The sequence below is a fragment of the Mesorhizobium huakuii genome, from assembly GCF_014189455.1.
In the GTDB taxonomy this organism is placed as follows: domain Bacteria; phylum Pseudomonadota; class Alphaproteobacteria; order Rhizobiales; family Rhizobiaceae; genus Mesorhizobium; species Mesorhizobium huakuii_A.
The window spans coordinates 4,897,357-4,916,718 of sequence record NZ_CP050296.1 but is presented as its reverse complement, the minus strand read 5'-3'; the positions used below and the strand labels follow the sequence as shown (position 1 = coordinate 4,916,718).

Annotated in this window: 19 protein-coding genes, 4 pseudogenes and 1 riboswitch; of the genes and pseudogenes, 9 read left to right on the top strand and 14 right to left on the bottom strand. The window is 63.2% G+C overall.

Translation table 11 applies throughout. The features are described from left to right. Positions 1-69 precede the first annotated feature (69 nt). A complete protein-coding gene (locus HB778_RS23640; protein WP_183457428.1) occupies positions 70-321 on the bottom strand; it encodes an exodeoxyribonuclease VII small subunit in 252 nt (83 codons plus the stop codon). 3 nt (positions 322-324) lie between these two features. Further along, entirely contained in the window at positions 325-1,251 is a 927-nt protein-coding gene (locus tag HB778_RS23635) for a histone deacetylase family protein (protein WP_183457426.1), read from the bottom strand. Positions 1,252-1,372: 121 nt separating this feature from the next. Further along, a riboswitch (cobalamin riboswitch) is annotated at positions 1,373-1,552 on the top strand. A gap of 101 nt (positions 1,553-1,653) precedes the next feature. Here HB778_RS23635 and bluB point away from each other — a divergent pair. Next, a pseudogene (gene bluB, locus HB778_RS41600) lies at positions 1,654-2,235 on the top strand (5,6-dimethylbenzimidazole synthase); the annotation flags it as partial. Between the two features lie 155 nt (positions 2,236-2,390). On the opposite strand, the gene HB778_RS23625 reads toward bluB, so the two are convergent. Then, positions 2,391-3,374 carry a hypothetical protein gene (locus HB778_RS23625; protein ID WP_244661583.1) on the bottom strand — a complete coding sequence of 328 codons (984 nt, stop codon included), beginning with the start codon at positions 3,372-3,374 and terminating at the stop codon, positions 2,391-2,393. A 95-nt stretch (positions 3,375-3,469) separates the two neighbouring features. After that, on the bottom strand, positions 3,470-4,078 hold the full coding sequence (locus HB778_RS23620) for a TetR/AcrR family transcriptional regulator (protein WP_183457421.1): 609 nt from the start codon (positions 4,076-4,078) through the stop codon (positions 3,470-3,472). A 120-nt stretch (positions 4,079-4,198) separates the two neighbouring features. Here HB778_RS23620 and HB778_RS23615 point away from each other — a divergent pair, with 120 nt between their 5' ends. Next, positions 4,199-5,422 carry an MFS transporter gene (locus HB778_RS23615; RefSeq protein ID WP_183457418.1) on the top strand — a complete coding sequence of 408 codons (1,224 nt, stop codon included), beginning with the start codon at positions 4,199-4,201 and terminating at the stop codon, positions 5,420-5,422. A 33-nt stretch (positions 5,423-5,455) separates the two neighbouring features. On the opposite strand, the gene HB778_RS23610 is transcribed toward HB778_RS23615, so the two are convergent. The 3 genes from HB778_RS23610 to aroC all read right to left on the bottom strand — a co-directional run bounded on the left by HB778_RS23610 (position 5,456) and on the right by aroC (position 8,350). Further along, a complete protein-coding gene (locus HB778_RS23610) occupies positions 5,456-5,998 on the bottom strand; it encodes a GNAT family N-acetyltransferase (protein ID WP_183457416.1) in 543 nt (180 codons plus the stop codon). A gap of 35 nt (positions 5,999-6,033) precedes the next feature. Beyond that, complete coding sequence (ribB, locus tag HB778_RS23605) at positions 6,034-7,134, bottom strand: 3,4-dihydroxy-2-butanone-4-phosphate synthase (RefSeq protein WP_183457414.1); 1,101 nt, start codon at positions 7,132-7,134, stop codon at positions 6,034-6,036. Positions 7,135-7,243: 109 nt separating this feature from the next. After that, complete coding sequence (gene aroC, locus HB778_RS23600; RefSeq protein WP_183457412.1) at positions 7,244-8,350, bottom strand: chorismate synthase; 1,107 nt, start codon at positions 8,348-8,350, stop codon at positions 7,244-7,246. Between the two features lie 184 nt (positions 8,351-8,534). On the opposite strand from aroC, the gene HB778_RS23595 reads away from it, so the two are divergent. Continuing rightward, on the top strand, positions 8,535-8,795 hold the full coding sequence (locus HB778_RS23595) for a DUF1344 domain-containing protein (RefSeq protein ID WP_183457410.1): 261 nt from the start codon (positions 8,535-8,537) through the stop codon (positions 8,793-8,795). 121 nt (positions 8,796-8,916) lie between these two features. Here the strand turns inward: HB778_RS23595 and HB778_RS23590 are convergent, their stop codons facing one another. The 4 genes from HB778_RS23590 to HB778_RS23575 form a co-directional block, all read right to left on the bottom strand. Beyond that, positions 8,917-9,504 (bottom strand): histidine phosphatase family protein, encoded by a 588-nt coding sequence (locus HB778_RS23590; RefSeq protein WP_183457408.1) that lies wholly within the window; start codon positions 9,502-9,504, stop codon positions 8,917-8,919. 52 nt (positions 9,505-9,556) lie between these two features. Beyond that, positions 9,557-10,378: an enoyl-ACP reductase FabI gene (fabI, locus tag HB778_RS23585; protein ID WP_140768940.1), complete on the bottom strand. Its 822-nt coding sequence runs from the start codon at positions 10,376-10,378 to the stop codon at positions 9,557-9,559. Between the two features lie 105 nt (positions 10,379-10,483). Then, entirely contained in the window at positions 10,484-11,410 is a 927-nt protein-coding gene (locus tag HB778_RS23580; protein WP_183457406.1) for a DnaJ C-terminal domain-containing protein, read from the bottom strand. Between the two features lie 261 nt (positions 11,411-11,671). Continuing rightward, the gene (locus HB778_RS23575; protein ID WP_183457404.1) at positions 11,672-12,133 is read right to left on the bottom strand and encodes an RT0821/Lpp0805 family surface protein; all 462 of its coding nucleotides are present in this window, start codon (positions 12,131-12,133) and stop codon (positions 11,672-11,674) included. 40 nt (positions 12,134-12,173) lie between these two features. Between HB778_RS23575 and pdxH the strand changes: the two are divergent. Continuing rightward, positions 12,174-12,790 (top strand): annotated as a pseudogene (pdxH, locus tag HB778_RS23570) (pyridoxamine 5'-phosphate oxidase). A 69-nt stretch (positions 12,791-12,859) separates the two neighbouring features. Here the strand turns inward: pdxH and HB778_RS23565 are convergent. Then, entirely contained in the window at positions 12,860-13,609 is a 750-nt protein-coding gene (locus tag HB778_RS23565; protein WP_183457402.1) for a crotonase/enoyl-CoA hydratase family protein, read from the bottom strand. Positions 13,610-13,640: 31 nt separating this feature from the next. After that, positions 13,641-15,218, bottom strand: a pseudogene (locus HB778_RS23560) (acyl-CoA dehydrogenase); the annotation flags it as partial. A gap of 94 nt (positions 15,219-15,312) precedes the next feature. Between HB778_RS23560 and HB778_RS23555 the strand changes: the two are divergent. After that, positions 15,313-16,581 (top strand): IS256 family transposase, encoded by a 1,269-nt coding sequence (locus HB778_RS23555; RefSeq protein WP_183457400.1) that lies wholly within the window; start codon positions 15,313-15,315, stop codon positions 16,579-16,581. Between the two features lie 36 nt (positions 16,582-16,617). On the opposite strand, the pseudogene HB778_RS23550 reads toward HB778_RS23555, so the two are convergent. Continuing rightward, positions 16,618-16,818: pseudogene (locus tag HB778_RS23550) on the bottom strand (acyl-CoA dehydrogenase); the annotation flags it as partial. 213 nt (positions 16,819-17,031) lie between these two features. Between HB778_RS23550 and HB778_RS23545 the strand changes: the two are divergent. The 4 genes from HB778_RS23545 to HB778_RS23530 all read left to right on the top strand — a co-directional run bounded on the left by HB778_RS23545 (position 17,032) and on the right by HB778_RS23530 (position 19,354). Then, positions 17,032-17,268, top strand: a complete 237-nt coding sequence (locus HB778_RS23545; protein ID WP_183457398.1) for a hypothetical protein — start codon at positions 17,032-17,034, stop codon at positions 17,266-17,268. Between the two features lie 58 nt (positions 17,269-17,326). After that, positions 17,327-17,614: a DUF1778 domain-containing protein gene (locus HB778_RS23540; protein WP_183457396.1), complete on the top strand. Its 288-nt coding sequence runs from the start codon at positions 17,327-17,329 to the stop codon at positions 17,612-17,614. Next, positions 17,611-18,114 carry a GNAT family N-acetyltransferase gene (locus HB778_RS23535; protein ID WP_183457394.1) on the top strand — a complete coding sequence of 168 codons (504 nt, stop codon included), beginning with the start codon at positions 17,611-17,613 and terminating at the stop codon, positions 18,112-18,114. Before HB778_RS23540 ends, HB778_RS23535 begins: the two co-directional genes overlap by 4 nt. Positions 18,115-18,241: 127 nt before the next feature. Further along, positions 18,242-19,354 carry a glycoside hydrolase family 25 protein gene (locus tag HB778_RS23530; RefSeq protein ID WP_183465200.1) on the top strand — a complete coding sequence of 371 codons (1,113 nt, stop codon included), beginning with the start codon at positions 18,242-18,244 and terminating at the stop codon, positions 19,352-19,354. Positions 19,355-19,362 lie beyond the last annotated feature (8 nt).

The window sequence follows — 19,362 nt, the reverse complement described above, 5'->3', positions numbered from 1 at the left end:
CCATATCAACGGCGACGAACTCTATCCTCAAACACGATGATGTCCAAAACTCGGTGAACGGCTTGCGCCTCATTCCGCGTCGAGCGGCTCGGTTCCGACCGGCTTGCCGTCGCGCGACAGCCTGATCTTCTCGACCTTGTCCTCGGCGGCCTTCAGCAGCCGATCGCAATGCGCCTTCAGCGCCTCGCCGCGCTCATAGATCTTGATCGACTGGTCGAGCGGCACGTCGCCACGCTCCAGATCATCGACGATCTTTTCCAGTGCGTCGAGTGCCTGCTCGAAGCTCATCGCCTTGACGTCTTCGTTGGTCTCAGCAGCCATCATTCATCCTTTCATCAGTCGCCCGACATGGGCGGCGACCGAAAATGCCAGTCCCTGCAGATCGTAGCCGCCCTCGAGCAGGCTGACGAGCCGGTTGCCGCTGTGGCGCGCGGCGCGCTGCATCAGCTGGCCTGTCGCCCAGTCGAAATCATCCTCGGTCAGATTGATCTCGGCCAGCGGGTCGCGGTGATGCGCGTCGAAACCAGCCGAAATGATGATCAAATCGGGCGCGAAATTGTCGAGCGCCGGCAGCACCCGGGACAGGAAGGCATCGCGAAACACCTCGCCGCCGGTCTGTGGCGCCAGAGGCGCGTTGACGATGTTGCCGGCGCCGGTCTCGTTCTTCGCGCCGGTGCCGGGATAGAGCGGCATCTGGTGCGTCGAGCAATAGAGCACTGAAGGATCGTCCCAGAAAATATCCTGCGTGCCGTTGCCGTGATGGACATCCCAATCGACGACGGCAACGCGCTCGGCGCCATGCTTCTTCTGCGCGTAGCGGGCCGCAATCGCCGCCGTGTTGAAGAAGCAGAAGCCCATCGCGGTGCTCTTTTCGGCATGGTGGCCGGGCGGGCGGGCGGCGACGAAGACATTGTCGGCGCGGCCGGCAAAGACGTCGTCGACGGCAGCGTTGGCGGCGCCGATCGCGGTGATCACCGCCTGCCAGCTCTTTGGGCTCGCGGTGGTGTCGGCATCGATACGGGCAAGGCCCTCTTCGGGAATGGCGGCGCGCACGCGGGCGACGAAATCGGCGGGATGCGCGTAGAGGATGGTCGCTTCATCGCCCTCCGGCGCCTTGACGCGATCAAGCGCAGCAAAGGTCTCGTCATCGAGCACGCGCTCGATGGCGCGCAAGCGGTCCGGCCGCTCGGGGTGACCGGGCGGGGTGATGTGTTCGAGGAAGATCGGATGGGTGTAGAGACGGGTTGTCATGCTCCCTATCTAGTGCCCCGGCGCTGCGATGGCCATGCATTGCGGCTCGATCGCTGGGGAAAATCACGCCTGCGTCCATTGGCGTCGCTGCGGGGATTGGCGCCGCGGCGGCTTCGGCGTAAGGTCGCCGCCACTGCCTGGTGCTCGCCGCAAGCGGGAGAATCGGGAACACGGTTGAATTCCGTGGCGTGCCCAACGCTGTGAGGGGGACCGCGCCGGTAAATGCCACTGTCGATGACGGGAAGGCACCGGACGCGGGTTGATCCCAAGCCAGAAGACCGGCCTGGCAGGCATCGTCATCCGCATGGTCAGGCGGGTGACATCAGAGTGACGTGCGTCCAGTTGGACGCACAAAGTACGCTCTGACGATGTGAAACCATAGCAATCGCAAGGGGACAAGCGATGCCGGAAGATATGACCGCTCCTATGGGCGACGGATTTGACCAAAGGGCGCGCGACGCGGTCTATCGCGCGATGTTCACGCGGCGCGATGTGCGCAGCCATTTCCTGCCCACAGGGCTCGACGACGAGGTGCTGGCACGGCTGCTGCTTGCCGCGCACCATGCGCCATCGGTCGGCTTCATGCAGCCGTGGAATTTCATTGTCATCCGCGATGCCGCGCGACGGGCTGATGTGCGCGACCTGTTCCTGGCCGCGCGCGAACAGGAACTGCCTGAAATCGAGGAAGAACGGCAGGCGCTCTACCGCAAGCTCAAGCTGGAAGGCATCTGCGAAAGCGCCCTCAACATCTGCATCACCTGCGACCGCCGGCGCTCGCAGGGTTCGCCGCTGGGGCGCTGGCACAATCCGGAGATGGATCTCTACAGCACGGTCTGCGCGGTGCAGAATTTCTGGTTGGCAGCGCGCGCCGAAGGCATCGGCGTCGGTTGGGTTAGCATCATTGAACCGCAAGCGCTGAAAAGCCTGCTGTCCATTCCCGAGCATGTAACGCCGATCGCCTATCTCTGCGTTGGCCGGGTTTCCGAGTTCGCACCGAAACCGGACCTTGAAACGCATGGCTGGGGTCGGCGCCTGCCGCTGCCCGAACTGATCATGAGCGAGACCTTTTGCGGGCAAGGCGAGGCACCGCTCAAGTTAGCTGTGGCGCACCTCAACACCGTCGCCTGCGCGCCCGCCGATCAGCGCGTTGCGCCGGCCGTGCCCCAGCGCGAGCCGCCGAAGGAGGCCAGCGCCTTGTCCTTCAATTCCCGGAATTTCGACGACGCCTCGGCCAGCCTGATGTCCCAGGCCGGATCAGGCACCTGGCCGGCGATGGTCTTGAAATAGACCTGCATCAGGCAAGCGATGGCGAAGGGCTCGATAAAGGCCGCCTTGAAGGCCCAGGCGAAGACGATAGCGAGCACGAAGGCCCAGCCGGCGAGTTGGCCGGGCATCATGAATAAAATGGCTGCGGCCGGAGCCAGCATCAGCAGGAAGATGACGAAGGAAACGCCCCACATGATGACCGCCAGCCAGACGGCGTTCTTGACCATGGTCTTGCCGTTCTGGGCATAGAGCACCACGCCCTGACGCGCCGTTTCGAAGGGCGAGGACGAATTGATGCGGATGTTGTAGCCGAGGATGATCTCGTCGACATAGGTCAGCGACAGGCGAATCACCGTGTTGATGAAGGAAACAAGGCCGCTCAGGCCCGGAATGGGCAGGAAAGCGGCGATCCCGCCGAGCAGGCCGGTGATGGCGCGAATGGCGCCCTTGACCAGCTGGTCGACGACGAAAAGGATGTTGGCCTCGGCGAAACGCTCCGTCACGACCTGCCGGGCATAGGCGATCTGGTTCTGGCCGTCGGGGACATCCCGGCCGTCGATCAGATGGACCATGACGGCGATATGGCCGGCCTTGACGACATAGAGAATGTATTCCCGGATCCAGTAGACGGCGATCGAGACAACGCCGAAGCCGACCACGCCGCCCCACAGGGCGAAGGACATCGGTCCATCGGGATCGGTGGAGATATTGCCGACACCATAGCCGACGGAAGCGCCGGTGCCGGTCGCCACGATGTAGGCCAGCGTGATGCCGAAATAGATGATCATGCGAAAGACAATGAAAGGCCAGGTCCGCATCATGATGGACACCGACCTGCCGATCTCGAAATCCCACATGCCCGAATCTCCCCTCAGAGATGGCTGCAGAGGATGCGCTCACCCCGAAGATTGTCAATCGTGAGCAGTGGCCAGCGGAGCGCCCGACGGGGATTTCAGTTCTGTTGCGAAGCTGGTTTTCTGAGCAGGCCCTCGAGCAGCTGCTTGAACGCCGCCACCACTTTTCTCGACGTCGCTTCCGGGTCGTTCGAATTGGCGATCCGCTGCGCTGCCTGGCTGCTCGCACCGTTGATCAGCCGTGCCGCGGTCTCGGGGTCGACGCCCGGGACGACCACCCCTTCCCCCTGCAGCGCGGTCAGATGATCGGTCATTGAACCAACGCAGGCATTGGCATTCGACCATTGTGCCGGATCGCCCAGCACGGCCGGACCGTCCCGGAACATGATGCGCTGGATTTCCGGCTCCAGCGCCATTTCGATATAGGTTGTGCACTCGTCGACGAAATGTTGCCAGCGGGTCGGCGCTCTCGACGCGACCTCATTCACCCTGGCCGCCATCTCGCCGTCGATTTCGGCGATAACCGCTTCCAGCAGTCCCTTCTTGTCGCCGAAGTGGTGATAGAGGGCGCCGCGTGTCAGTCCGGCGGATGCGGTGAAATCATCCATCGACGCCTCAGCATAACCAATCGTGCCAAAGGCCTGGCGGGCCGCGGCGATCAGCTTGGCGCGCGTCTCGGCGATCATTTCCTTGCGGGGTCTGTGCATTTCCGTCTGGTCCTATTCACATACGTTCCGTATGCCAATTGACATACGTCGCGTATGCCCTATCTAATCCTCATACGCTACGTATGTAATTGTCGAACCGGCCTTTGTCGAGGAACCACCATGCAAAACCCCTATTCGGAAATCTTCCGCGCCCCTGGAGCCAAGGGCTTTGCAGCCGCAGGCTTCATGGCGCGCCTGCCGATCGCCATGGCTCCGATCGGCATCGTGGCGATGCTGTCGCAGACGCGCGGCGAATACTGGCTGGCGGGTGCTGTCTCGGCGACATTCGCGCTGGCCAACGCTTTCCTGGCACCGCAAATATCAAGGCTGGTCGACCGCCTGGGCCAGACGCGGGTTGTCGTGCCCACGACAATCATCTCCGTGCTCGCGTTCATCACGCTGATTGCCGCGGCCAATCAGGACTGGCCGACTTGGACATTGTTCGTGTCGGCGCTGCTGGCGGCGGCCATGCCCAGCATGCCGGCCATGGTGCGCGCGCGCTGGACCGAGCTCTTCCGGGGCCGACCGGAGATGAACACCTCATTCGCCTTCGAATCGGCGGCGGACGAACTGGTCTACATCGCCGGAGCATCGCTGTCGGTGGGCCTGAGTGCCGCCCTGTTTCCCGAAGCGGGCATGCTGGCGAGCACGCTGTTCCTGGCCTTGGGCTCGACGGCGTTCATCCTGCAGCGATCGACCGAGCCGCAAGTTCGTCCGGCGGGCCATGGCTCGGACGGCTCGGCGATCCGCCTGCGGCCGGTGCAGATCATCACCTTCGCCCTGATCTTCATCGGTGCGACCTTCGCAACGACGGAAGTCAGCACCGTCGCGATCACCAAAGAACTCGGCCAGCCCGGCGCCGCCAGCCTCGTCATCGGCGTCTATGCCCTGGGGTCCTTCGTGCTCGGCGTCATTGTCGGCGCGCTTTGCCTGAAGGCACCGCTGCAGCGCCAGCTGGCCATCGCAGTCGCCCTGGTCGCGCTCGGCACGCTGATGCCGCTTACCGCCGGCAGCGTGCCGCTTCTGGCGCTGACCGTCTTCATCAGCGGCGTGGCGATCTCGCCGACCTTCATCACGGCCTTCGGCCTGATCGAGCGGCATGTGCCGGAAGCGATGCTGACCGAGGGCATCACCTGGGTCACCACCGGGATCGGCATCGGCATGGCGCTGGGCTCCTTCGCCGCCGGCGCGGTGGTGGATGCGTTCGGCGCCCAGAACGGGTTCTGGGTCTCGGTGGCATCAGGCACGATCGCGCTCGCCACCGTGCTCGCCGGCCAGCGCATCCTGGCCACCCATAAATGCGAGCTGGATGGCTGCGAAGCCGCCCCCGTTCCCGCGCAATAATGCGCTCGGCCCTGTTGGGCCGGGCGTTCCGCCCTACGCGGCCGGATCCGAAATACGGACCCAGCGCGGCCGCGCCAGCGCAAAAAGCATTGTTGGCGCGCCGTGCAATATCACCTCCCGCTCGAAGGCGAAGCCGCATTTTTCCAGCACGCGCCGCGATGCCGGATTGGCGGGACGGACGAGGCCAATGACCCGTTCGGCATGCAGAGGGCCGAACGCAGCCTGCAGCGTCGCCCTGACCAGTTCCGTGGCATAGCCATGTCCCCAACTCTCCGGATGAAGGTGGTAGGACAGGTTCAGGCCGTCGAAATCCGCCGATACGGTGACACCGCCGAAGCCGACCAGCTTGCCATCGGCCTCGACCGCCCAGCGGCCAAAGCCATGCTTGTCCCAGTGGCCGATGTCACGCGCTAGCCGCGCGGCGCTCTGCTGCGGCGTGTCCGCAACAGGATCGGGGCGATGGGCGACAAGTTCACGGCGCGAGAAGAGGTCGACCAGGAAATCCAGATCGGCCTGCGCCGGCCTGCGCAGCAAAAGCCGTCCCCTTTGCTGGCTCAGAGGCAATGACGCGTTCATGCCGCCATCTCCCGGCAATGGGGCAGTTATCCCCTTCAGAGGATCTCGGTCTTGGCGATGTGGATGCCAAAGCCTTCGAGGCCGACATAGTGGCGCTCGCGCGAGGCAATCAGGTTGATCGAGGAAATGCCGAGGTCCTTCAGGATCTGCGCGCCGAGGCCGATTTCGCGCCATTCATTCTCGCGCCGGCGGGCCTCCTCATGATCCTCGCGGTCGCCGCTCAGCGGGCGCTTGCGCTCCTGATGCGCGACGCCGACGGAGCCTTCTCTGAGATAGACGATGACGCCGCGCTTGCGCTCGCCCATCGCCTTCATGATGCCGTCCAGCCGATGGCTGGTGCCGAAGACATCGGTCACCACATCCTCGGAATGCAGCCGCACCGGCACCTCCTCGCCGTCGCGGATATCGCCGAAGACGACGGCGACGTGATGCATCGTGTCCCAGGGCAGCGTGTAGGTGAAGACCTGCGCCTTGCCGCCGAGCGTGTCGATATCGGAGCAGGCGACGCGCTCGACCAGCGTTTCCTTGCGCTGGCGGTAGGCGATGAGGTCGGCGACCGACACCTGCTTGAGACCATACTCTTCGGCGAAGGCCTGCACTTGCGGGCCCCGCTTGACGGTGCCGTCATCATTGACAAGCTCAGAAATGACGCCGATCGGCGGCAGGCCGGCGAGCTTGCAAAGGTCGACCGCCGCTTCCGTATGGCCCGAACGCATCAGCACGCCGCCTTCGCGCGCGATCAGCGGAAAGATGTGGCCGGGGCGGACGAAATCGGAGGCGCCGACATTGCCGTTGGCGAGGTTGCGCACGGTCAGCGTGCGGTCGTCGGCCGAAATGCCTGTCGTCGTGCCATGCTTGAAATCGACGCTGACGGTGAAAGCGGTGGTGTGGGCGGAATCATTGTCGGCGACCATCGGCTGCAGGTTGAGCCGTTTGGCTTCTTCGCGCGGCATCGGCGTGCAGACGATGCCCGAGGTGTTGCGGATGATGAAGGCCATCTTTTCCGGTGTGCAGTGGACGGCGGCGACAATCAGGTCGCCCTCATTCTCGCGCCCGTCATCGTCCATGACGACGACGATCTCGCCGCGTTCGAAAGCGCGGATGGCTTCGACAATCTTCTTCTGGTCGTAAGGCATGGACGCTCGCTTTGCTCGCAGGGCAGTAGGGGAATAGGGCAGTAGGGCAGTGGGAGAAAGGAAAATTTTGGCTGTTTCGGCAGGCAGCGTAACATACTGCCTTACTGCCTTATTCCCCTCCCTTCCCCGTCTGTCCCCGATGCCGCAGATAGTGGTCGGCAATCGCGCAGGCAACCATCGCCTCGCCGATCGGCACGGCGCGGATGCCGACGCAGGGGTCGTGCCGGCCCTTGGTCATCACCTCGACATCGTGGCCATCCTTGTCGATCGACTTTCGCGGCGTCAGGATCGACGAGGTCGGCTTGACGGCGAAGCGGGCGATGATCGCCTGGCCGGTCGAGATGCCGCCGAGGATACCACCGGCATTGTTGGACAGGAACACCGGCTTGCCGTCATTGCCCATGCGCATCTCGTCGGCATTCTGTTCGCCGGTGATGCGCGCGGCCTCGAAGCCGTTGCCGATCTCGACGCCCTTGACGGCGTTGATCGACATCAAGCCCGACGCAATGTCCTGGTCGAGCTTGGCGTAGATCGGCGCGCCAAGCCCCGGCGGAACACCGTCGGCGACGATCTCGATCACCGCGCCGACCGAAGAACCGGCCTTGCGGATGCCGTCGAGATACTGGGTGAAGACGGGAACCGAAGCGGGATCGGGGGTGAAGAACGGGTTTTCTGCGTCGCCTATGAAATTCCAGTTCCAGTTGGCGCGGTTGATCGACTTTTCGCCCATCGACACCAGCGCGCCGCGCACCACCATGCCCGGCACCACCTTGCGGGCAAGCGCGCCCGCGGCGACCCTGGCCGCGGTCTCGCGAGCCGAGGAGCGGCCGCCGCCACGATAGTCGCGTATGCCGTATTTGACGTCATAGGTGTAGTCGGCATGGCCTGGCCTGTACTGGCGGGCGATCTCGCCATAGTCCTTCGAACGCTGGTCGACATTCTCGATCAGCATCGAGACCGGCGTGCCGGTGGTGATCATCGTCTCACCGTCATCGTCAAGCACGAAGCCCGACAGCACCTTCACTTCGTCCGGCTCGCGGCGCTGCGTGACGAAACGCGACTGGCCCGGCCGGCGCTTGTCGAGTTCGGCCTGGATCTCGTCACGCGTGAAGCGGATGCCGGGCGGGCAGCCGTCGACCACGCAGCCAAGCGCTGCGCCATGGCTTTCGCCCCAGGTGGTGACGCGGAAAAGGTGGCCGAACGTGTTGTGAGACATGGAAAAGTGCCCTGCCCGGCAGCGGAGCCGGTTGAAGCCTGCCTTCTATTGGCGTTTTTTGCGGTGGTCAAACTGTCATCCCTGCCGTTTAAGTTTTGACACATTCGGCTGGTTTCTGCTTTCTTCCATCCGCCGTTGAGGATCCGCCGCCACAGTGCCGGCGCAATGACCAAAGAGGACGAATATGCGTACCCTGATTGGCGCTGTTGCCGCCACCCTGTTGCTTTCCACCGCCGCTTTCGCCGGCCAGACCGAAGGCCTGATCAAGAAGATCGACAAGGACGCGCTGACCCTGACGCTGGACGACGGCAAATCCTACAAGCTGAACGCCGAAACCGATCTCGACGCGCTCAAGCCAGGCATGGACATCGTCATCGCTTTTGATGTGACCAATGGCGAGAACGTGATCACTGACATGCAGTTGCCGGACGGCGACACGAACTAAAGCTTCCGACCCAAATTGGATACGTGCCGTCGGTTCGACATTCCGCCGAGCCGGCCCAGCCGTCTCTTACGCGATTACGGCCGCAAACTGCCGTGTCATTTCCTGGGCCATTGCAGGCGGCCTACAGCCACTCCAGGCTCTTGCCTTCAAGTTTGAGCACGCGATCCTGCGGTATCTCCAGGTTTGCGGCCTCGTCCTCGGCCATATCGAGCACGAAGCGAAACAGGGTGCGCATGACGCCGCCATGTGTCACACAGACCGTCCTGCGGTCGATCCCGTCGAAGTAGGGTTTCACCCGTTCGAGCAGCATCTGGTAGCTCTCCGCACCGTCTCCGGGCGGCTGGAAGTTCCATTTGTCCCGTGCGCGTGACCGCTTTGCTCCGGGAGACTGCGTCTCCAACTCGGCAAAGGTAAAGCTCTGCCAGTCACCGAAATTGACTTCAATCAGTCTGGGATCGGTTCGATAGGCGAGCGGATCGAGCTTCATTGCGGCGCGGATGCGTTCCATCGTTTCGCGCGTCCGCCGCATCGGGCTGGCGACGAAATCGAAATCCTCGGGATCGCCGACAAGCTCGGCCAGCCGATGCCCGTTTTCGCTCGCCTGCTCACGGCCAAGAGCATTGAGATCGGTGTCGGCCTGCCCCTGAAGCCGGGCCTCGGCGTTCCACGCGGTCTGGCCGTGGCGCACGATATAAACCAGCGGATACATCAGGTCTTCCGGAGGTCGGGCCTGGGCCTGGGCTGAGGATAGGCGGAGGGAATTAATCCTTGACCGTCGAAATATCGGGCGCGTCGACCGCCTTCATGCCGACGACGTGATAGCCGGAATCGACATGATGCACTTCGCCGGTGACGCCACGCGACAGGTCGGACAGGAAATAGACGCCGGAATCGCCGACCTCTTCCTGTGTGACCGTCTGCTTCAGCGGCGAATTGTATTCGTTCCACTTCAGGATGTAGCGGAAATCGCCAATGCCGGAGGCTGCGAGCGTCTTGATCGGGCCGGCGGAGATCGCATTGACGCGGATCTTCTTGGCGCCGAGGTCGACGGCGAGGTAACGCACGCTGGCCTCGAGCGCTGCCTTGGCGACGCCCATGACGTTGTAGTGCGGCATCACCTTCTCGGCGCCGTAGTAGGTCAGCGTCAGCAGCGAACCGCCATCGGTCATCAGCGCCTCGGCGCGCTTGGCAATGGTGGTGAAGGAATAGACCGAAATGTCCATGGTGCGCAGGAAATTGTCGCGCGTCGTCTCGACATAGCGGCCGGTCAGCTCGTCCTTGTCCGAGAAGGCGATGGCATGGACGAGGAAGTCGAGCTTGCCGCCCCAATGCTTGGCGACATTGGCGAAAACCTCGTCGAGGCTCGCCGGATCGGTGACGTCGCAATGGCCGGCGACAAAGGCGCCCAGTTCCGCCGCCAGCGGCTCGACGCGCTTCTTGAACGCCTCGCCCTGATAGGTCAGCGCAATCTCGGCGCCATGATCGACGCATGCCTTGGCGATGCCGTAGGCAATCGACCTGTTGTTCGCGACGCCAAGAATCAGGCCGCGCTTGCCGGCCATCAGGCCCTGTCCACCCGCCATGTGAGCGCTCTCCGCAAGGTTTCTGCTTTGTGGAGTGCCTATCGCACAGGCACAGAGCCCCTTCAAGCGCTCAAACCGGACAGTTCGGGGGACAAAGGCGCTGGATCAGCCTTTTTGGCCACGCAGCAACGCTTCGAGCGCGCTGTCGCCGCCTTCCGGTAGCATGATGCGGACATGGGCATAGAGGTCGCCATGGCCGCCGGCCTTTTCCGGCAGGCCCCTGCCCTTGAGCCGCAGCACCTTGTCCGAACTCGACCAGGCGGGAACATTGACCGCGAGTCTGCCGGTCGGTGTGTCGACCGGCACCTTGGCGCCGAGCACAGCATCCGCCAGCGACACCGGCAGATCGGCATGCAGGTCGCGGCCCTCGATGCGGTAGCGCGGATGCCGGCGTATATGGATCTTGACCAGCGCGTCACCAGGCTGCCCTGGACCCTGCTCGCCCTGTCCCTTCAACCGGATGGTCTGGCCATCCTCGACAAAGGCCGGCAGCTTGACCGCCACCTTGCGGCCATCCGGGAACATCGCCGTCACCTTTTCGGCGGTCGCCGCTTCCTCGATGGTGACATCGAGCGTGACGTTCAGATCGGCTGCGGTCGCCGGCTGGCGGCGGTCGCCAGCACCGGCACCGCGCGCGCCCGAAAAGGCGTCGCCGAAAATCTGGCTGAAAATATCGCTGTTGCCATCGAACGGATCACCGCCCGGGCGACCCGACCGGAATTCGAACCGCGAGCCGCCAGCCCCTTGCTGGCGGCGAAACCCGCCGAAGGGGTCGCCACCGGCAGCGCCTTCAAATCCCTGGAAGCGCGGCTTGCCGTCAGCGTCGATCTCGCCGCGATCGAAAGCGGCACGGTTCTTCTCGTCGCCGACGATCTCATAGGCCTGGTTGGCCGCGGCAAAACGATCCTTCGCCTTGGGATCATTCGGATTCTGGTCCGGATGATGCTTCTTGGCGAGTTTCCGGTATGCCGATTTTATGTCCTTGGCCGATGCGTTCTTTGCAACGCCCAGGACCTCATACGGGTCGCGCATGCTTCCTGCCCTGGAAATGAGTTGAGTCCATACTTGCCTCCTATATGCGCTCGCATAGGAAGAAATTCCAGTAGCGGAACGTCATATCAGAGGGGGAAAATCAGAGCCTGATCCGGAAGTCGGCGGCCGAGGATTGGCGAGGGATTTTTGTCGATCCGGAAGGAGCCGATCGCAGCCGATATCGGGATATCGGCAAGATTGGCGACGCGCCGGGCGGCGAAAAGGCCCGCCAAGCCGACCCGATCGACTTTCGGACCAGGCTCAGAGCGCCTTGAAGCCCTGCATACGCCAGCCGCCGGCACTGGCCAGGCAGAGTTCACCTTCGAACATGGCAACGCCGTCAAAGCTCTCGCGCGAGGCCTTGAAGCGGCGGCATGTCTGGCCCCTGTCCTTCAATTCCGCCAGTTCGGTGATGGAGCCGCGTGAGCCGGTGCCGGCATTCGCCCACGGCACGGCCTGGCCACCGAGTTGCTCGATGTCGGCGGAGGACACCGCATTGCCGATCGTCGTCTGGTCGGAGTCGCGATCCGAATCGGTCGGTCCTGCTGAAGCCTGCGTGCTGCTGGTCAGGATCGATCGGTCGACTTCGGCCTTTTCCAGGCTGAAGCCACCCGCGCCGCAGGCGGCAAGTGGCAAGGCGGCCGCCACGATCGCCGCTTTCGCGCTGGCCGAAGCGATAACGCCCCATTGCCTGCTGTCAAAAGCTTGCGCGATACGCGACAATCGGCAACCTCCCTGATCTCGTGACAATTTGAGAAAAAGTATGAGTGACACAGAGTTAACAACCAGTGACTTTACCGAAGCGGCCGAGCCGTTTCGCCTCTTTGCCGCATGGCTGGATGACGCCACCAAGAGTGAAATCAACGACGCCAATGGCGTGGCACTGGCGACCGTCGATGCCGAAGGCATGCCGGATGTGCGAATGGTGCTGCTCAAGGGGTTCGATGAAGGCGGCTTTGTTTTCTACACGAATTTCGAAAGCGCGAAGGGCCAGGAGATTCTTGGCAGCATGAAGGCGGCGATGTGTTTCCATTGGAAATCGCTGCGCCGCCAGGTGCGCATCCGCGGTCCGGTGGAGATCGTCAGCGAGGCCGAAGCCGACGCCTATTATGCGACACGGCCGCGCGGCAGCCGTATCGGCGCCTGGGCCTCAAAACAGTCCCGGCCGCTGGAAAGCCGCTTTGCGCTGGAGAAGGCTGTCGCCGAATACACGGCGCGTTACGCCATCGGCGAGATCCCGCGCCAAAACACTGGTCGGGTTTCCGCATCGTGCCGAAGACGATCGAGTTCTGGCACGACCGCCCGTTCCGGCTGCATGACCGGGTCGTCTTTTCCCGCGACGCGAAAGGCGACTGGGGCAAGACGCGGCTTTATCCCTGACAAGTCGGCGCTTCACCCCACCCGGCCCTGCGGGCCGACCTCCCCATCGAGGGGAGGTGGGAGGCCGAGCTACTTCTTTCTGGTCATGAATGCGGTGAGCGCCGCACGCGCCTCGTCCGACTTCAGCCGCTCGCGGAAATGCGCGCTTTCCTCGCCAATGCGGGCGACGAGGTCGTCGCGCGAGCCGCGCATCAGGTCGCGCGCGATCTTCAGCGCCTGCGGCGGCTTGGCGGCGATCTGCGCGGCCGCCGCCAGCACCGAGGCCTCCAGGGCGCCCTCCTCGACCACATCATAGATCAGGCCGGCGGCCTTGGCGCGCTCGGCGGAAAAACCCTCGCCGAGGCCGAGCAGGGCGAAAGCACCTTGCTGCCCCAGGATGCGCGGCGCCAAAAGGCTCGATCCTGCCTCGGGAACAAGGCCGAGATCGACGAAAGGCGTCCTGAACACGGTGCGCGGCGTGGCGAAGGTCAGGTCGCAATGCAGGTTGATCGTCGTGCCGATGCCGACCGCGATGCCGTCGACGCCGGAGACGATGGGGTTTTCCACCCTGGCCAGCGCCATCAGGAAATCCCAGACCTCCGTGCCGCCATCACCGCCGGTGACGACAACCATGAAATCGGCAAGGTCGTTGCCGGAGGAGAAGGCGCCGGGCACGCCGAGGAAAACATGGACGCGGATCGCCGGATCGGCATCACCTTCGGCCAGGGTTTGGGACATTTTCGCGTACATGGCGCGCGTCAGCGCGTTCTTCTTGTCCGGGCGGTTCATGCGGATGATCTGGATGGCGCCCTGGCGCTCGACGAGGATATGGTCTGTCACGGTCTTTTTCCCTGGTGAGCGCTGTGAGAATTCAAGCTGATATCAGCGTCTTACCGGCGGCAGCGAGGCTCTCCGCGCCGTCGATGACGCGTTCCTTCAAGGTGCGTGCCTCGCCCAGCAGGTTCTCGGCAAAGAAGCGGCACAGCGCAATACGGCCCTGATCGGCAAGACCGCCGCGCGCCAGATAGGTGCCGCCGGCGGCAAGCGAGATCAGCCTGAGATACGGCGTCGCTCCCGCCAGCGCCTGATCCACCCGGCCGTCGGCCGACAGTTTCTGCAGGAAGCGTGTCGCTTGCGTCAGGTCGCCAAGGGCTGCTTCGAGCGCATCGGCGGTGCGGCCGAAACCCTGCAGGTTGGAGGTGCGCACGGTGTTGGCGATCGCGGCCAGTTCGCCAATGAAGCCATGCACATGCTCGCCGCCGCCAAGCGGCAGCTTGCGGGTGACCAGATCGATCGCCTGAATGCCGTTGGTGCCCTCGTAGATCGGCGCGATGCGGGCGTCGCGGTAGAAGGCTGCGGCACCCGTCTCTTCGATGAAGCCCATGCCGCCATGCACCTGGACCCCCAGGGAGGCGACGTCGACGCCGACGTCGGTTGAAAACGCCTTGGCGAGTGGCGTCAACAGGTTGGCGCGGTCGCGCCAATGCGCGGCCTGATCACCATCCGAGACCCGCGCCATGTCGATGGCGTGGGCACAGGAATAGCTGATCGCCCGCACCGTCTGCGTCAGCGCCTTCATGGTGAGGAGATTGCGCTGCACGTCGGGGTGATGGACGATCGGCGCCATGCCAGCGCCGGCGTAATCCGCCGCCTTGCCCTGGCGACGCTCATTGGCGTAGGCGATCGCCTTCTGGGTGGCGGCTTCCGCAACCGCGACACCCTGCATGCCGACGCAAAGCCGGGCATTGTTCATCATGGTGAACATGCAGGCGAGGCCCTTGTTCTCCTCGCCGATCAGCCAGCCGATGGCGCCGGGTTTGGCCCCCTGGAACCCATCGCCATAGATCATGGTGCAGGTCGGCGAGGCATGAATGCCGAGCTTGTGCTCGAGGCCGGAACAGAACACGTCGTTGCGGGCACCGAGCGAGCCATCGTCGCCAACCAGGAATTTCGGCACCAGGAACAGCGAGATGCCACGCGTGCCGGCCGGCGCATCCGGCAGCCGCGCCAGCACCAGATGGATGATGTTGTCGGTGAAATCGTGCTCGCCATAGGTGATGAAGATCTTCTGGCCGAAAATGCGGTAAGTGCCGTCGCCGACGGGCTCGGCTCGGCTGCGCAAAGCGGCGAGATCCGAGCCTGCCTGCGGCTCGGTCAGGTTCATCGTGCCCATCCACTCGCCGGAGACGAGCTTTGCGAGATACTTGGCCTTGAGCGCTTCGGAGGCATGCTTGTCGAGCGCTTCGACCGCGCCCATGGTCAGCGTCGGGCCGATGCCGAAGGCCATGGCGGCCGAGTTCCACATTTCGAGCGCGGCGACACCGAGCATGGTCGGCAGCGCCTGGCCGCCATACTCTTCCGGCCCGGACAGCGCGTTCCAGCCGCCACCGATCCAGCGGCGATAGAGGTCTTTCCAGCCGGGCGGCGTGGTGACGGCGGCGTCTTGAGCTATGGCTGAAACTGGGTGATGACGGTTTGAGAAGGGCGGCGTATCGAGGCGGGTGATGAAGCCTGCCAGAACCTCTCAAGGAGAGCGATACGCCATGAACGAGACTATCAACATTGTTCGCCTTCGTCAGCCCGACGAAATCGATGATCCCCTGACGGATGTGCTTCGCACCGGCGCGCGCAAATTGCTGGCGCAGGCGATCGAGATGGAGGCCGAAGCGTTTCTTGCCGAGATGCGGGATCTCAAGCTTCCGGACGGACGTGACCGGCTGGTCCGGCACGGTCACGGGCCGGAGCGGAGCATCCAGACGGGGATCGGGGCGGTGCCCGTCAGCCGGGTGAAGGTCCGGGATCGCGGCGCGAACGGTGAAGCGGAGCGCATCCGTTTTTCCTCATCGATCCTGCCGAAATGGGCGCGTCGGACACGAAGTCTGGATGCGCTTCTTCCCGTTCTCTATCTGCGCGGCATTTCGACGGGCGACTTTCAGGAAGCTCTGGCAGCTCTGTTGGGCAAGGAGGCGCCGAACCTCTCACCCTCGGTGATCACGCGACTGACGGCGGAGTGGGGCATCGAATACGATCGTTGGCAAAAGCGCGATCTTTCGGCGCGCCGCTATGTGTATGTGTGGGCGGACGGGGTCTACCTGCAGGCCCGGATGGAAGATCATGCCGAATGCATGCTGGTCCTGATCGGCGCCACGCCCGAGGGCAAGAAAGAGCTGCTCGGCTTCCAGACCGGCATTCGTGAGAGCGCACAGAGCTGGCGCGAGCTGCTGGTCGACGTCAAGCGTCGTGGCCTGCAGATCGCGCCCGATCTTGCCGTCGGCGACGGCGCGCTTGGCTTCTGGAAAGCGCTCGATGAGCTCCTTCCCGGCACCAAGCACCAGCGATGCTGGGTGCACAAGACAGCCAACGTGCTCAACAAGGTGCCGAAATCGGTGCAGGCCGCCATGAAGACGGACTTGCGCGAAATCTTTTCCGCCCCGAACCGAGCCTCAGCCGAGACGGCGATTGCCGTCTTTGTCGAGAAATATGATGCGAAATACGGCAAGGCGGTCGACTGCCTGACCAAAGATCAGAATGCCTTGCTGGCGTTCTACGATTTCCCCGCCGAACATTGGGATCATCTGCGAACGTCCAATCCCATCGAGAGCGTCTTTGCGACCGTTCGCCATCGCACGGTGCGTACCAAGGGCTCACTCTCCTCGAAAACCGCCAGGCTGATGGTCTTCAAGCTGGTCATGGCCGCGGCCAGGACGTGGCGACGACTGAAAGGACAAAATCAGTTGCCTAAACTCATCGCAGGTGCAACGTTCCAGGATGGAATCGAGGTCATTGAACTGAAGCCGCAGAGCGCCGCTTGATCAGCCTCGTCACCCAAATTGCAGCATAGCTCCGGCGTCTTTCAACACGGCACCGTGCTCGTCACCGATCTTGTAGAGCGGCGCCACCTCGTCGGTGGCGAAACGGCCGGCCTCGCCAAGGACAGCATCGACCAGATCCTCGCCGAGATCGCCGAAGGTGCCGGCATCGAGAGCGGATTTCATGCCGGCAACGTGCTTCAGCGTGAATGCGATATCCTCGACCGGTGCCCGATACATGCCGCTCGATCCTCCTGATGCATCGGCCTCGCCGACCCTAGAGCCGGTGCGGTCGCAAAACCATCCGCCTTTGGGCGGTCTCCCATCTTCTTTTTACGTAAACGTCAAATTTTGTCACGCGGATTTTGCAATCGCGCCGGCCTGTATTAAGTTCGACGGACGCCGCATCAAATCGACCGGCGACGACCAGAACCAGCCGACCGGAACCTGCCCATGCTCGCCAGACCCGACGCCTATCGCTGCATCGAATGCGGCTTGCCTTACCGCGCAACGGGATTCTGGCATCATGGCGGCCAGTTGGAACATGGCGCCGCCTACTGGTCGGATCGCGGCATATTGTGCTCGCCGCAATGTTCTCTCGCCCACCATCGCAAACGCGCCGCCGAGGGCACGCTGCAGCAAGAGCCGGCGCCCGACCCGTTTGAGGTTCAGTCATTCAGCCGGCGGTGAGCGCTGCGCTTGATATGTACGGGCAAAAACCGTACATGTTGCGCTAGAGGTGATAGCGATGCCAAACCAACAGACCCGTACCGCCCGTATCGAAGCTCGGATATCACCGGATATGCTGAGTGTGGTGAAACGTGCCGCCGAAATCCAGGGCCGCAGCGTCAGCGACTTCGTGGTCTCCGCAGCGCAGGAAGCTGCACAACGCACCATTGAGGAAACCGCTATCATCCGCCTTTCCATCGAGGATCAGCGCGCTCTGGTAGAGGCCATTCTCAATCCGCCCGAACCCAATGAAGCGCTGCGCAAAGCCGCCGACGCCTACAAGCGACTTGTCGCCGAATCCCGGTGAGTCTCAACCTGATCATCGAGCCGCTGGGCGGGTCGCATGATCGTAAGGCATTCAGCTGTGGCGTGGTGGCACTCGACCATTATCTGCGCGAGCAGGCGAGCCAGGACGTCAAACGCCGAATCAGCAACTGCTTCGTCGCTGCAGACCGTAATGTCGATCTGATTGCCGGATATTACACTCTTGCAGCATCGAGTGTGCCCATCGCTTCCCTGCCGGACGACCTGACAAAACGCCTACCGCGCTATCCAGTTCTGCCCGCCATATTGATCGGGAGGTTGGCGGTCGATACCCGATATCAAGGACAACGAGTTGGATCGATACTTGTCGTGGATGCGCTTCGGCGCTGCGCCCAAGCTGCTCCCGCCTCCTTCGCACTGATCGTCGACGCCAAGGACGACAAGGCTGCCGCTTTTTATCGCAAGCATGGTTTCACGCCATTTCAAGGCCGCCTGTTGTCGATGTTCCTGTCGGTGGCAACGGCATTGAAGCTGTTCGGCTGACGCACCGCATTGCCTCGAAGCACTTCCTTAACCATACCGGTTCACCATCGGTGTTTGATCAACGGGGATCCCCTGTTTGAAAACGCCGGCGCATCTTCTTCGCCGCTCAGCGATCGCTCTCGCGGCGATGATGGCGCTGATATCGGCGGCAAAGGCTTCGGACTTTTCCGAGCCGTGGAAGAGTGCCGACCGCGCGCTGGTCATCGACGCCTACGAGTACAATTCCATCGACTGGGCGCAGCTGGCCACCGACAAGCGCATCGTCGCCTTTATCAACAAGGCGTCGGACGGCATGCCGCCGCCCTATTTCTGTTTCGGCAGCGACACTGACGTGAAGCTCTGCAAGGCGCTGTGGAAACGCCATGCCGTGACGCGCGAACTGTTTCAGACGCGTCGGGTCGTGGCCAAGGCGCTCGGCCTGAAATGGGGCGCCTATCATCTTGCCCGCCCCGGCAATCCGGTTGAGCAGGCCAACAATTTCCTCGATTTCGCTGATCCCGCGCCGGACGATCTCATGGTGCTCGATATCGAAGGCATCGATCCCTCGCAATGGATGTCGCTCGACGATGCCGAGGAGTTCGTGCGCCAGGTGCATCGGCGCGTCGGCCGCTTCCCGGTGCTCTACACCAACGGCAAGACCGCCCAGTATATCGCCGACAGCCGCTACAAATACCGGCTCCTGTCGCGGCTGCCGCTTTGGTACGCACGCTACAAGCCTGACATCGACGTGCATTTTCCGATGGGCAACTGGCGGAGCTACGCACTTTGGCAATTCTCGGCGCAGGCCAATTGCGGCCGTTTCCGTTGCCCCTACAGGGTTGCCGGCACGCCTAACGATATCGACGTCAACGTCGCGCCGACAGATGCCGCCACACTGCGCCAGCAATGGCCCTTTGGCGGGCTGATCGATGTGCCATCCGACTATCTCGCCAGCGTGCCGGTGCCGCTCTCGCGCGAGGCAGCGCTGGCCGGCAAGACCACCATCATCTATGCCGATGTGGCAACGCCGCCGACCTTCGAGGAAATGGTCGCGGTGCTCGGCTCGCGCTGGTCCAAATTCCGCGACGGCTTCCGCATGCCTGTGGTGAAGACGGTGCCGCGCAGGCCGGGCTTTGGCATTGTGCAATATGTCGCCTGGAAGCGGACCGGGCAACGCTCGCCCGAGCAGTTGGACGCCGCCTTTGCCGCTGCCGACCCCGTCAGCACCGGCTCGACCGAAATCGATCGCGGTCAGCCGTAAACTGCCGC

Excerpts from the sequence above, each read along its gene's own strand:
- HB778_RS23640 (WP_183457428.1), bottom strand. The coding sequence starts at position 321 with ATGGCTGCTGAGACCAACGAAGACGTCAAGGCGATGAGCTTCGAGCAG.
- HB778_RS23635 (WP_183457426.1), bottom strand. The coding sequence starts at position 1,251 with ATGACAACCCGTCTCTACACCCATCCGATCTTCCTCGAACACATCACC.
- HB778_RS23625 (WP_244661583.1), bottom strand. The coding sequence starts at position 3,374 with ATGTGGGATTTCGAGATCGGCAGGTCGGTGTCCATCATGATGCGGACC.
- HB778_RS23620 (WP_183457421.1), bottom strand. The coding sequence starts at position 4,078 with ATGCACAGACCCCGCAAGGAAATGATCGCCGAGACGCGCGCCAAGCTG.
- HB778_RS23615 (WP_183457418.1), top strand. The coding sequence starts at position 4,199 with ATGCAAAACCCCTATTCGGAAATCTTCCGCGCCCCTGGAGCCAAGGGC.
- HB778_RS23610 (WP_183457416.1), bottom strand. The coding sequence starts at position 5,998 with ATGAACGCGTCATTGCCTCTGAGCCAGCAAAGGGGACGGCTTTTGCTG.
- ribB (WP_183457414.1), bottom strand. The coding sequence starts at position 7,134 with ATGCCTTACGACCAGAAGAAGATTGTCGAAGCCATCCGCGCTTTCGAA.
- aroC (WP_183457412.1), bottom strand. The coding sequence starts at position 8,350 with ATGTCTCACAACACGTTCGGCCACCTTTTCCGCGTCACCACCTGGGGC.
- HB778_RS23595 (WP_183457410.1), top strand. The coding sequence starts at position 8,535 with ATGCGTACCCTGATTGGCGCTGTTGCCGCCACCCTGTTGCTTTCCACC.
- HB778_RS23590 (WP_183457408.1), bottom strand. The coding sequence starts at position 9,504 with ATGTATCCGCTGGTTTATATCGTGCGCCACGGCCAGACCGCGTGGAAC.
- fabI (WP_140768940.1), bottom strand. The coding sequence starts at position 10,378 with ATGGCGGGTGGACAGGGCCTGATGGCCGGCAAGCGCGGCCTGATTCTT.
- HB778_RS23580 (WP_183457406.1), bottom strand. The coding sequence starts at position 11,410 with ATGCGCGACCCGTATGAGGTCCTGGGCGTTGCAAAGAACGCATCGGCC.
- HB778_RS23555 (WP_183457400.1), top strand. The coding sequence starts at position 15,313 with ATGAACGAGACTATCAACATTGTTCGCCTTCGTCAGCCCGACGAAATC.
- HB778_RS23545 (WP_183457398.1), top strand. The coding sequence starts at position 17,032 with ATGCTCGCCAGACCCGACGCCTATCGCTGCATCGAATGCGGCTTGCCT.
- HB778_RS23540 (WP_183457396.1), top strand. The coding sequence starts at position 17,327 with ATGCCAAACCAACAGACCCGTACCGCCCGTATCGAAGCTCGGATATCA.
- HB778_RS23530 (WP_183465200.1), top strand. The coding sequence starts at position 18,242 with ATGATGGCGCTGATATCGGCGGCAAAGGCTTCGGACTTTTCCGAGCCG.